We start from the raw sequence: 12380 nt of genomic DNA, 5'->3' as shown, positions 1-12380 counted from the left end.
TGCCGAGGAGGTTGGCATGAGTGACATGGTCACGACACAGGATACCAGGGCGCGCTGGTCGCGCTGGATCTCCGACACCTACTTTCCCCTGAGCCTGAGCTATCGCGACGAAAACGCGCCGTTTCGTGGCGATCTCAAGGTGTGGAAGACCGACGACCGGGATTTCTCGCTGTCACGCCTGAGTTCCGACGGTCTAGTGTATTCCCGCGACCAGGCGCAGATCGCCGCCGATCCCGAGAGTTCTTTCCTGGTGACCATCCCCCAACGTGCCGAGGTGTTCTTCGAGCAGGGTGGACGTTCGCTGCGTTGCGAGCCGGGGCAGTTTCTGGTCGAGCGAGGGGATCTGCCCTATCGCTTCGGCTACGAGCAGGCCAATGCCATGTGGGTGTTCAAGGTGCCGGATGCCTCGATGAAGCATCGGGTGCGCGGTGTCGAGCGCTACGCTCAGCACTGCTTCGAGGCGAACACTGGCATGGGACGGGCCTTCGTCGAGTTTCTGGCGATCTGTGCCAGTCGCTTCGATGAGTGCTCCCGCGATGAGCGTCAGCGCCTGTTCGAGCAGGCGCTGTCGATGCTATCGCTGGTGCTGGAGAAGGATGACCGGGTGTTGGTCAGCGACCAGTCCCAGTTGAAAAGCGCCCACCTGATGCGGATCGAGCGATTTATCTCGGCCCGCCTTGGCGACCCGGAACTGGGGCCGTCAATGGTGGCGGAGGGATGCGGCATTTCGCTGCGCTATCTGCACAAGTTGCTGTCCGAGACCGGCCACTCGGTCAACGACTGGATTCGCATGCAGCGGCTCGAGGCCGCACGTCGGGACCTGTGCGATCTGGCGGAAGGGGTGAGCATCGGTGAGATCGCCTACCGCTGGGGGTTCAGCGACCAGGCGCAGTTCTGCCGTGCCTTTCGACGCCGTTTCGATTGCTCGGCCAGCGAGATACGTCATCGTCATCGAAATGGCCAGGGGGACGGCTGAAGCCCGCCTTCGACAAGCTCCGAAACAAGGATAGACAGCAGACGCAACGACGCGGCCCTTGGGCCGCGTCGTTGTCTGTCACCGCAGGAGCGTTGTGGGCGCTCAGTCGCGGTATTCGTCGATGCTCGGGCAGGAGCAGATCAGCTGACGATCGCCCAGCACGTTGTCGACCCGGTTGACCGCCGGCCAGTACTTGGCGCCCTTGACCGCCTCGGAGGGGAAGGCGCCGATCTCGCGGGAGTAGCCCCGGTTCCAGTCCGCGTCCATCAGGTCGGCCATGGTGTGCGGGGCCTTCACCAGAGGGTTGTCCTCCAGGCTCCACTCGCCGCTCTCGACCCGGGCGATCTCCTCGCGGATGCCGATCATGGCGTCACAGAAGCGGTCCAGCTCATAGAGCGACTCCGACTCGGTGGGCTCGATCATCAGGGTGCCGGCCACCGGGAAGGACATGGTGGGGGCGTGGAAGCCGTAGTCCATCAGGCGCTTGGCGATGTCTTCCTCGCTGATGCCGGAGGCCGCCTTGAGCGGACGGATGTCGATGATGCACTCGTGGGCCACGGTGCCGTTCTGGCCCTTGTAGAGCACTGGATAGTGCGCTTCGAGGCGAGTGGCAATGTAGTTGGCGCCGAGGATGGCAAGCTCGGTGGCTTCGCGCAGGCCGCGTGCGCCCATCATCTTGATGTAGGCCCAGGAGATCGGCAGGATCGAGGCCGAGCCGAAGGCCGCCGCGGACACCGCGCCGGAGTCCTCTTCGACGCCGTCGATCGGGGTCACGCTGTGGTTGGCCACATGGGGCGCCAGGTGCGCCTTGACACCGATCGGGCCCATGCCGGGGCCACCACCGCCGTGGGGGATACAGAAGGTCTTGTGCAGGTTGAGGTGGCTGACGTCGCCGCCGAAGTCACCCGGACGTGCCACGCCGACCTGAGCATTCATGTTGGCGCCGTCGATGTACACCTGACCACCGTTGGCGTGGACGATGTCGCAGGCCTCGCGCACTCCTTCCTCGAACACCCCGTGGGTGGACGGGTAGGTGAGCATGATCGCGGACAGCGCCTGTGAGTGCTGCTCGGCCTTGGCCTTGAGGTCGGCCAGGTCGATGTTGCCGTCCTCGTCGCACTCCACCACCACCACGCGCATGCTGCACATGGCAGCGGAGGCCGGGTTGGTGCCGTGGGCCGAGCTGGGGATCAGGCAGACGTCACGGTGGCCCTCGCCCTGGGCCGCCTGGTAGCGACGGATCGCCAGCAGACCTGCGTATTCGCCCTGGGCGCCGGAGTTGGGCTGCATCGAGATATGGTCGTAGCCGGTGATCTCCACCAGGAAGGCCGCCAGTTCGTCGATCATCTGGCGATAGCCGGCGACCTGATCCTTCGGTGCGAAGGGATGGATGCGGGCGAACTCCGGCCAGGTGATCGGCATCATCTCGGTGGTGGCGTTGAGCTTCATGGTGCAGGAGCCCAGCGGAATCATCGCGTGGGCCAGCGACAGGTCCTTGTTCTCCAGGCGCTTGAGGTAGCGCAGCATCTCGGTTTCGCTGCGATAGCGCTGGAAGGTCGGGTGCTCAAGGAAGTCGCTCTCGCGTCGGCAGGCGGCGGGAATGCCGCTGGCCTGGGACTCGAGGATGCCGTCATCGAGTTCGCGCACGCCAAGGCCGTGCTCCTCGCCAAGCAACACGTCGAACAGTGCGTCCAGATCGTGGGCGGTGGTGGTCTCGTCGAGACTGACACCTACGTCGCCATTGTCGAAGTAGCGCAGGTTGATCTCGTGGGTCATGGCACGACCGTGGATCTTGCCGCGATCGACCCCGGTCAGACGCAGGGTGTCGAAGTAGCTGTCGTTGGCCAGGCTGACGCCTTTCTGGGCCAGGCCGGTGGCCAGGATGGTGGTCAGCCGATGGATGCGCCCGGCGATGGTGCGCAGGCCCTCGGCGCCGTGATACACCGCGTAGAAGCCGGCGATGTTGGCCAGCAGCGCCTGGGCGGTGCAGATGTTGGAGGTGGCCTTCTCGCGACGGATATGCTGCTCGCGGGTCTGCATAGCCATGCGCAGGGCGGTGTTGCCGCGGGCATCCTTCGACACCCCGATGATACGGCCGGGGATCGAGCGCTTGAGCTTGTCGGTGGTGGCGAAGAAGGCAGCGTGGGGGCCACCGAAGCCCATCGGCACGCCGAAACGCTGGCTCGAGCCGACCACGATATCGGCGCCCATGGCGCCGGGCTCCTTGAGCAGGACCAGGGCCATCAGGTCGGTGGCAACGCAGGTCATCACGCCGCGTTTCTTGGCCTCGGCGATCAGCGGCGCCAGGTCGTGGACGCGGCCGTCATTGCCGGGGTACTGCAGCAGTGCGCCGAAGACGTCATGGCTTGCGAGTTCTTCCGCCGGGGCGATGACGATCTCGTAGCCGAACCAGGAGGCGCGGGTCTTGAGCACGTCCAGGGTCTGGGGGAAGACATCGTCGGCAACGAAGAAGGCATTGGTCTTGGCCTTCTTGTTGGAGCGCCGGCACAGCGCCATGGCCTCGGCGGCGGCGGTGGCTTCATCCAGCAGCGAGGCGTTGGCCAATTCCATCCCGGTCAGGTCCATCACCATCTGCTGGAAGTTCAGCAGGCCTTCCAGACGGCCCTGGGAGATCTCGGGCTGATAGGGGGTGTAGGCGGTGTACCAGCCCGGGTTTTCCAGCACGTTGCGCTGAATGACCGCCGGCAGGTGGGTGTCGTAGTAGCCCTGGCCAATGTAGCTGCGGGCGACCTTGTTCTGGCGGGCCAGACGATACAGGTAGTCCAGCGCCTCGGCTTCGGCCTTGGGGGGATCCAGATCGAGCTCACGGCCCAGGCGGATGTTGGCGGGCACCGTCTTGTCGATCAAGGACTCCACGCCTTCGACACCCAGGGCCGACAGCATCTTGGCCCTGTCGTCCCCATCGGGACCATTGTGACGACGGAGAAAGGCATCGTGATCGGCCAGTTCGGCCAGGCGACGTGTATCGAAAGCCATGGAACACCTTGAGTGTGACGGACCCCGAAGATCCGGATGAATAACGGGTTGCCTCGCGTGGTGGCGGGCGCGTTGGCCGGGGCCACATGGCCCCGGCGAGGGGAGAGAGTGGCTCCCCCTGGTGGCGCGGGTCACAGAGGCCCGGCTCAGCCTTCGGCGTCGACCACTGCCTGATAGGCGTCGGCGTCGAGCAGGTCGTCGAGGGCGCTCTGGTCGTCGAGGCGCACCTTCATGATCCAGCCATCCTCGTAAGGCGCTTCGTTGACGGTCTCCGGAGCGTCCTCGAGGGACTCGTTGACCTCGACGATCTCGCCGTCCACCGGCGCATAGAGGTCAGAGGCGGCCTTGACCGACTCGATGACGCCGAATTCGTCGCCCTTGGCGAGGCTGGTGCCGACCTCGGGCAGGTCGACGAAGACCACGTCACCTAGGGCTTCCTGAGCGTGATCGGTGATGCCGATGGTGACGGTTCCGTCGCCGTTGTCCTGAATCCATTCGTGGCTGTCGACATAGCGCAGGTTGGCGGGGATTGAGCTCATCTCGATTTCCTATACGAAAAAGGTTTTCCGGTTTCGCGCATGCTAACGCCATTCTCGGCGTTTGGCGAGTCCATGATGAGAGAAAAACGGGGTGGTCGCCGCACTCTCAAGACATAGGGTGGAACGACTCGCGGTTGGCGTCCAGTCCACGCCCGTGGCTGAAGCCACGGTGAGGTGAAGGGGATGGGCGGATGGCACGTGATGGACGCGTTGGTGGCGAGACCCGGCATGATTCGACGTTGGCGACTATGCTACAGACGTCGAAGAGGCGCGGGGGCCTTCAGCGACCAAAGGGGGATTTGCCAAGACCAAACGCCTTGGCTAAGGTGGCAAAAGTTTCCAATAGGAAACACGGTTGACGTTCACGCATGCGACGGCTGGCGATGCGGCGTTAGCGTGGACAAGCGTTGCTGGTGCCCTTGCGACAATATCCGCTATCGTAGGCGGGTCCGTGCTGTCGATTCGTCTGATATGCCTGTTATTCCGATAACAATTCACGGTAAACAGGCTTTCTGCTGGTCGACAGCGCATAACAACAAGTGCCGAGTCAAAAGGGAGACTTCCGTGGAAGCACTCAACAATATCTTCTCCGCCATCAATGGGGTGGTGTGGGGACCGATCATGCTGATCCTGTTGCTGGGGGTGGGTATCTACCTCCAGTTGGGTCTCAAGCTCATGCCCATCCGCAAGCTGGGGATGGGGTTCAAGCTGATGTGGGGCGGGCGTGACAGCAAGTCCGAAAGCAAGGATGAAGGTGAGATCTCGCCGTTCAACGCCTTGATGACGGCGCTGTCGGCGACCATCGGTACCGGTAACATCGCCGGTGTGGCCACGGCGATCGCCCTGGGTGGCCCCGGTGCGGTGTTCTGGATGTGGATCACCGCCCTGGTGGGCATGGCGACCAAGTTTGCCGAGGCGGTGCTGGCGGTGCGCTATCGCGAGACCGATGACACCGGTTTCCATATCGGCGGACCGATGTACTACATCAAGAACGGACTCGGCCGCAAATGGCTGTGGCTGGGTGGCGCCTTCGCCTTCTTCGGCGCCGTGGCCGCCTTCGGTATCGGCAACACCGTGCAGTCCAACTCGGTGGCCGACGCCCTCGAGTCGAGCTTCGGCATCGAGCCCTGGATTACCGGTGTGGTGATCATGGTGCTGGCCGGTGCGGTGATCCTCGGCGGTATCAAGCGTATCGCCAAGGTGGCCGGCAAGCTGGTGCCGATCATGGGTATCGCCTACATCATCGCCGGTGTCAGTGCCCTGGCGGTCAATGCCGACCAGATCGGCGGCGCCCTGAGCAACATCTTCTACTACGCCTTCAATCCCCACGCCGCCATGGGAGGTTTCGCCGGCGCAGCCGTGATGGCGGCCATCCGGTTCGGTGTCGCTCGGGGTATCTTCTCCAACGAGGCCGGTCTTGGCAGCGCGCCGATCGCCCACGCCGCGGCCCAGACCAAGAACCCGGTTCGCCAGGGGCTGATCGCCATGCTCGGTACCTTCATCGATACCATCATGGTGTGCACCATCACCGCCCTGGTGATCCTGACCGCGCCGATCTGGGAGACCGGTGAGGCCGGCGCCTCGCTGACCGCGCTGTCGTTCGACAATGCCCTGCCCAATGGCTGGGGTGAGGCCATCGTGTCGATCGCCCTGGCGATCTTCGCCTTCACCACCATCCTCGGCTGGTCCTTCTATGGCGAGAAGTGCTTCCAGTTCCTGTTCGGTACCCGCTCCATCATGATCTACCGGGTACTGTTCGTGCTGGCCATTCCGGTGGGTGCGCTGGCCCAGCTTGGCTTCATCTGGCTGATGGCCGACACCTTCAACGCCATGATGGCGATTCCCAACCTGATCGCCCTGGCGCTGCTGTCGCCGGTGGTGTTCAAGCTGACCAAGGACTACTTCGACGGCAAGGACATCCTGCCGGGCGAGGCCCTTGATCACGACAAGTCCTGAGCCTGAGCCGACCACGGGAGGTGCCCTCAGGGGCACCTCCTGTCGTTGCAAGGGTTCTTTCACGAACCACGAGACGAAACGCCATGAGTGAACTCAAGACGACACCGCTGAATGCCCTGCATCGAGAGCTGGGGGCCAAGATGGTCCCGTTCGCGGGCTATGACATGCCCGTTCAGTATCCGCTGGGGGTCAAGAAAGAGCACGAGCATACCCGCGCGGCCTGCGGCCTGTTCGACGTCTCGCACATGGCGCAGATCCTGATTCGTGGCGAGAACGCGCTGGCCGCGCTGGAGACCCTGGTGCCGGCGGATCTGGTCGGCCTGCCCGAAGGCATGCAGCGTTATGGCCTGTTTACCAGCGAAGACGGCGGTATCCTCGATGACCTGATGACGGTCAACGCCGGTGACCACCTTTACCTGGTGGTCAACGCGGCCTGTCGTGATCAGGACATCGCCCATCTGCGTCGCGGGCTGCCCGACCACGAAGTCGAGGTGGTCGATCGCGGCCTGCTGGCGCTGCAGGGGCCGAAGACCGCCGATGTCATGGCGCGCCTGTGTCCGGCAGCCTGCGAGATGGTGTTCATGCAGCATGGTCGCTTCGACATCGACGGTATCCCGGTGTGGATCAGCCGCAGCGGCTATACCGGCGAGGATGGCTTCGAGATCTCGGTGCCGGCGGATCAGACCGACGCCCTGGCGCGCAAGCTGCTGGCTGAGGAAGAGGTCGAGGCCATCGGCCTGGGGGCGCGTGATTCCCTGCGCCTGGAGGCCGGGCTCTGTCTCTACGGCCACGATATCGACACCACCACCACGCCGGTGGAGGCGGGGCTGATCTGGGCCATTGGCAAGCCACGTCGTCGTGGCGGCGAGCGCGCCGGTGGCTTCCCGGGGGCTGATCTGGTGTTGCACCAGGTCGAAGTCAAGGACCACCAGCGCAAGCGCGTCGGCCTGCTGGGCGAGGGGCGTGCTCCGGTGCGCGAAGGTGCCGAGCTCTACAGCGAGGACGATCGTCTGCTCGGGCAGGTGACCTCCGGTGGCTTTGGCCCCAGCGTCGGCAAGCCGGTGGCCATGGGCTACGTCAGCCTCGATCACGCCGAGATCGGCACCACCGTGTACGCCGAGGTGCGTGGCAAGCGTCTGCCGATGACGGTGACTCGCATGCCGGTCATCACACCGGGTTACTATCGCGGCTGACAACTCGATAGATAACGCCTTATACCGTTATCTTCGGTAACCTAAAGTTGCCATCGGATGAACGATCAACGGCGCCCACAGGGCGCCGTTTTTATGCCCTGGAGAAAGAGACGGCTCGGGTCTGGCGCCGGCATTGCAGGTCAGACGATAAGCCGACGAAAGGTCAGGTTGATTCGCTCACCCGGGATCTTGCGCGGCAGCAGGGCGTGTTCGAGCTGTTCCTGGCAGCCTGGTCCCATCCATAGCAGGCTGCCGCTTTCGAGCCAGACGTTGAAGGCCGCGGACGAGCGGTCCTTCCAGCGAAAGCGCATGGGACGGGTCGCTCCCAGGCTGATGGAGGCGATGGTAGGGCAGTCGCCAAGTTCCGCTTCGTTATCGCAGTGCCAGCCCATGCGGTCCTCGCCGTTGCGATAGCGGTTGATCAGTACGCTATTGAAGGCGCAGGTCGGCGTGCTCTTGTCGACGGCTGAAAACCGTTCGAGGAGGTCATTGAGACGATCACGCAGGGCCGCCACCGACGGATGCCAGGGGCAGGGCGCGAAGTCCCTGCCGGAGTAACGATAGGCGTGATCGCCCATCCATACCTGCTGGCGGGGAATGGGATGACTGCGCCCGTAAAGGGTCAGTTCCGGCTGCTGCCAGTCGAGTTCCTGGCGCAGCCTATCCTGCAGGTCGCTGGCGTCGGACTCGCTTATGAGCCCGGGCAGGTAGTAAAGCGGCAGGGTCTCGACCAGGGTTTGGGGTGGCGCTTCGAGTGGTGCTTCGTGTAGCAATTCGAGCAGCGCTTTGGGGTCATGTGGAGGCATTCAAGCAGGATGCCAGTGAAGGCTGGCTGGCGCCACCGATCAGGAGCGGTGGCGCTTGTTCTGGAGATGCGGGCGAGCGGCGGGCGAGCGGCAGTGATGCCCCCCGAGGCGGCGTCAGTGGGACGCCGCGATCAGCAGAGTGGTCGAGGAAAGCCCAAGGCTAGCCAGGGCCATGCCATAGCCGAGCGCCGCGCCGGCAAGGACGTCACTGTAGTAGTGCAGTCCCAGGCCCACCCGCGAGATGGCGATCAAGCCCGCCAGCGGCAGCAGCCAGGGCAGCAGGGCGGGGCTGTGTACCGCGACCAGGGTGCAGAACATCACCGCGTGCATGGTGTGGCCGCTGGGGAAGCTGTAGCGGTCCCTGGCCGGTTCGTTGCACTGGATGCTGCCGCCAAAGGTGATGAAGGGCCGCTCTCGACACAGACGGGTCTTCAGCAGCTTGTACACCGCGATCGCCACCACGGCGGTGACGGTGTATTCGAGCATCAGGCGCAGACCGATATCGCGGCCGTGGATCGCCGGCAACGCCACGATCAGCGCCACCCAGATCGGCCAGTCGCCCAGCTTGCTGGAGATCTTCAAGGTGGATAGCCAGGGGCGGTGAATGCTGAGGCCGGCGGTGCGCTGGCACAGTTGCCACTCGAGCATATCCAGGCGGTCGAACATCTGCGGGATTTTAGTGGGCATGTCACATCTCCCTGGCGGTAAGTCGTCTTCTATCGTCTTTTGTCGTCATGTATCGTCATGTGTCGTGCTTGGGCCCGCTGCCTGTGACCTCCACGCCGCCACTCGCTCTGGCGGCGGGGGTGTTCAACGAGCCACAGCCTGATCTAGGCCTTGGCGGGGTCCGACAGGCCGGTCCCCGACGTCAGGGCTTGGTGATGGGCGTCGAGGAAGGTCTGGGCGATGGACGGCCAGCGGTAGGCCAGGGCGCGTTCCCGGGCGGCGCGGCCCAGGCGGGCGTAGCGTGCCTGCTGCTGGCATAGCGCTGTCGCCTGTTGGCGGAATTCGGCGTTGTCACCGGCGGCGACACTGACACCATCCTTGTCGGTGGTGATCAACTCGGCGCCGGCCGCGTGGCGGAAGGCTACGACCGCCAGGCCGCTGGCCATGGCTTCGAGAATGACGTTGCCCCAGGTCTCTGACAGCGAGGGAAAGACGAAGATGTCGGCGCTGGCGTAGTGGATCTGCATCTCGGCGGAATCGATGAAGCCGGTAAAGATGGCGTCCGGCAGGGCCTTTTCCAGCGATGCCCGGCCGGGGCCGTCGCCCACCACCACCAGGCGCATGTCGGGGCGCGCCTCGAGCATGTCGAGAAAGGTGTCGCGCAACAGCTCCAGGTTCTTCTCCGGCGCCAGTCGGCCCACGTAAAGCGCCACCGGCTGGTGCTGGCCGACACCCCAGCTGTCGCGCAGTTGCTGACTACGCTTGGCGGGGGTGAAACGATCGCCTTCGATGCCACGTGCCATGACGCTGACGCGCTCGAAGCCTCTTTGCGTCAGCTCCCGGGCTTGCTGATGGGTCGGTACCAGGGTCGCCGCACAGCGATTGTGAAAATGACGCAGGCGATTGCGTACCAGTGGCGCCAGCCACGGCAGACCATAGTCCTGGCAGTAGTGATCGAAGTTGGTGTGCCAGCCGCTGACCACGGGAATGTCCAGCTTTTCTGCCGCGCGCAGGGCTGACCAGCCCAAGGGGCCTTCGGTCGCTACATAGATGACGTCGGGACGATTGTCGCGCCATAGCCTGCGCAAACGACTGGCGGAGGCCCAGCCGATACGCACTTCCTTGTAGCGCGGCATCGACATGCCGCGTACGCGAAGTTCGTGGGCCATCCCGGTGGCGGGTTCGGTGGAGCCGTCGACGGGGGCCGGCCGGACCAGCTGCAGCGTCACGCCAAGAGCACGCAGTTCCTGGCTGATGCGCCCCAGCGTATGGGCGACCCCATTGATATCAGGAGACCAGGTTTCGCTGACCAGACAGATGCGCATGGAATTCCTCGTACCGGTCGGGCCCCGTATGGCCCGCTCCCGAGACAGAGTGATGCTCCAGCATGACATCTCTAGGTCAGCGATATGAACAGGCTGTTACGGTGTCGATGGGGCCGGGCGACGGACAAGCGCATTGCGCTTGCGTCGACTCGGCCCGCAGCGCTCAGCGAAGGATGGTGTCCGGGTCGATGGGCTTGCCGCCATGGCGCATGTCGAACAGCAGATCGTGGCGGCCGGTCGAGGCATGCTTGCCGACCACGCATAGTGGGGTGCCGCGGCTGACCTGTTCTCCCTGCTTGACCAGCAGGTCGTCACATAGCGCGTAGACACTCTGCAGGTTATCGGCGTGGTGCACGATCACCACCTGGCCCAGTTGCCGCATGCCGTCGGCGAACCGCACCTGGCCATCGGCAACGGCCTTGGCCCGGGCGCCCTCGTCGGTGGCCAGCAGCATCGGCTGCAGGCTGCCGCGGCTGTCCTTGCCGTAACGGCGAACCACCCGATAGTCGTCCAGCGGCCAGGGCCAGCCACGAGCGTTTGAGGCGACCGGACCGGGATCCGGCAACGAAGCGGAGCGAGAGGGGCTGGACGTGCCTGAGCTGCTGGACGTGCCTGAGCTGCTGGCGACCGATCGGCTGGCCAGCGGCACCTGGATCACCTGGCCGACCTTGAGGTCGGTGGCGCGGACGCCAGGATTGGCACTCTGGATGCGCTGAGCGGTGGTGCCGAAGCGCCTGGCAACGGCGCTATAGGTGTCGCCGGGGCGGATCTGATAGCGATAGGGGCCGCCGGACGGCGCCCGCTCCTGATGAGAGGGCACCAGCAGGCGCTGACCCACGGCCAGGTGGCGGGCGTCGACACCCGGATTGAAGCGCTGCAGCCGCAATAGCGGTACGCCGGCGCGGCGGGCGATGGAGCCGAGGGTGTCGCCGCGCTGCACGCTGATCCAGTCGCCGGCAATGCTGCTGCCGGCGACGCTGGCGCTGCGTTGCGATGACGTCGGGGATGCCCCCTGACCGGCGCAGCCGGCCAGCAGCAGGGCGATCACCAGCGGTGCGAGTCGAGTGAGGCGTCCTTGTTCTGCCACAGGGCGTTGAGCCATGAGTGGAAGCGTTCCTTGTAGTGCGGGTCGTCGTGATAGCGCCCCTCCAGCATCCACGGCGCCACGTCGAGGCGGCGTGCATCAAGGCGAATGGCCTTCTCCTGGCCGCACAGGAAGCGCCAGAAGCTGGGTTGGCTCGACTGGTAGTCGATGGTGAGGTCGATGATGGCGTCGAGACGATCGCCGAGCAGGTTCAGTACCTGGGCGATGCCGCCGGCCTTGGGGCGCAACAGATGGCGAAAGGGGCTTTGCCTGGCCTCGCGCTTGGCCGGGGTGAAACGGGTCCCTTCGACAAAGTTGATGATGGCAATGGGAACGTCGCGGGCACGCTTGCACATGCGCTCGGTGGCCTTGCGATCGCGTTCGGCCAAGCGTGGGTTGGCGGCCAGGCGCTCCTTGCTGTAGCGGCGCATGAAGGGAAACTCCAGTGCCCACCAGGCCATGCCTACTACCGGGATCCAGATAAGCTGCTGCTTGAGAAAGAAGCGTGGCATCGGGATCTTGCGATGAAACGCCATCATCAGCAGGAAGATGTCGGTCCAGCTCCGATGGTTGGACAGCACCAGGTACCAGGCGTCCGGGCTCAGCCCCTCGGGCACCGACATGCGAAGGTCGGGCTTGATCCAGTGACGCATCCACCACAGGTTGAAACCGATCCAGTTGAGGGCGATGGCGTTGAGCCCGGCCAGCACGCGCCGCTGCCAGCGTCGCCCGGGGGTGACCACCTTGAGCAGGGTCAGGATCACCAACGGGATGGTCCAGAATAGCGTGTTGCCAACCAGCAGCAGAACGCTGATCAGGCCCTTGAGGGTCGACATTC

General features: G+C 64.5%; 10 protein-coding genes. 3 read left to right on the top strand and 7 right to left on the bottom strand.

The annotated features are described in order from the left end of the window. Positions 1–16: 16 nt before the first annotated feature. On the top strand, positions 17–976 hold the full coding sequence (locus NFI08_RS18030) for an AraC-like ligand-binding domain-containing protein (RefSeq protein ID WP_349591159.1): 960 nt from the start codon (positions 17–19) through the stop codon (positions 974–976). 102 nt (positions 977–1078) lie between these two features. Here NFI08_RS18030 and gcvP read toward each other — a convergent pair whose 3' ends face one another. Then, a complete protein-coding gene (gene gcvP / locus NFI08_RS18025; protein WP_045991480.1) occupies positions 1079–3973 on the bottom strand; it encodes an aminomethyl-transferring glycine dehydrogenase in 2895 nt (964 codons plus the stop codon). A 146-nt stretch (positions 3974–4119) separates the two neighbouring features. Next, complete coding sequence (gene gcvH / locus NFI08_RS18020; RefSeq protein WP_045991479.1) at positions 4120–4512, bottom strand: glycine cleavage system protein GcvH; 393 nt, start codon at positions 4510–4512, stop codon at positions 4120–4122. Positions 4513–5076: 564 nt separating this feature from the next. On the opposite strand from gcvH, the gene NFI08_RS18015 reads away from it, so the two are divergent. Further along, positions 5077–6468, top strand: coding sequence for an alanine/glycine:cation symporter family protein (locus NFI08_RS18015; RefSeq protein ID WP_045991478.1), 1392 nt, complete (start codon positions 5077–5079; stop codon positions 6466–6468). An 83-nt stretch (positions 6469–6551) separates the two neighbouring features. After that, on the top strand, positions 6552–7661 hold the full coding sequence (gene gcvT, locus NFI08_RS18010) for a glycine cleavage system aminomethyltransferase GcvT (RefSeq protein WP_045991477.1): 1110 nt from the start codon (positions 6552–6554) through the stop codon (positions 7659–7661). A 140-nt stretch (positions 7662–7801) separates the two neighbouring features. Here the strand turns inward: gcvT and NFI08_RS18005 are convergent, their stop codons facing one another. The 5 genes from NFI08_RS18005 to yihG all read right to left on the bottom strand — a co-directional run bounded on the left by NFI08_RS18005 (position 7802) and on the right by yihG (position 12378). After that, the gene (locus NFI08_RS18005; RefSeq protein WP_349591155.1) at positions 7802–8467 is read right to left on the bottom strand and encodes an alpha-ketoglutarate-dependent dioxygenase AlkB family protein; all 666 of its coding nucleotides are present in this window, start codon (positions 8465–8467) and stop codon (positions 7802–7804) included. 114 nt (positions 8468–8581) lie between these two features. Next, positions 8582–9154, bottom strand: a complete 573-nt coding sequence (locus tag NFI08_RS18000) for a phosphatase PAP2 family protein (protein ID WP_045991476.1) — start codon at positions 9152–9154, stop codon at positions 8582–8584. A 143-nt stretch (positions 9155–9297) separates the two neighbouring features. Continuing rightward, positions 9298–10458, bottom strand: a complete 1161-nt coding sequence (locus tag NFI08_RS17995) for a glycosyltransferase family 4 protein (RefSeq protein ID WP_108447903.1) — start codon at positions 10456–10458, stop codon at positions 9298–9300. 163 nt (positions 10459–10621) lie between these two features. Then, the gene (locus tag NFI08_RS17990) at positions 10622–11560 is read right to left on the bottom strand and encodes a LysM peptidoglycan-binding domain-containing protein (RefSeq protein ID WP_083970213.1); all 939 of its coding nucleotides are present in this window, start codon (positions 11558–11560) and stop codon (positions 10622–10624) included. Beyond that, positions 11503–12378 carry a 1-acylglycerol-3-phosphate O-acyltransferase, YihG family gene (gene yihG, locus NFI08_RS17985; protein ID WP_045991474.1) on the bottom strand — a complete coding sequence of 292 codons (876 nt, stop codon included), beginning with the start codon at positions 12376–12378 and terminating at the stop codon, positions 11503–11505. The genes NFI08_RS17990 and yihG overlap by 58 nt, the downstream gene beginning before the upstream one ends. Between the last annotated feature and the right edge of the window lie 2 nt (positions 12379–12380).

Source organism: Halomonas sp. EF61 (assembly GCF_040147045.1).
GTDB classification, from domain to species: domain Bacteria; phylum Pseudomonadota; class Gammaproteobacteria; order Pseudomonadales; family Halomonadaceae; genus Halomonas; species Halomonas litopenaei.
The sequence above is the reverse complement of the archived record's forward strand: the minus strand, read 5'-3'. Positions and strand labels throughout refer to the sequence as shown.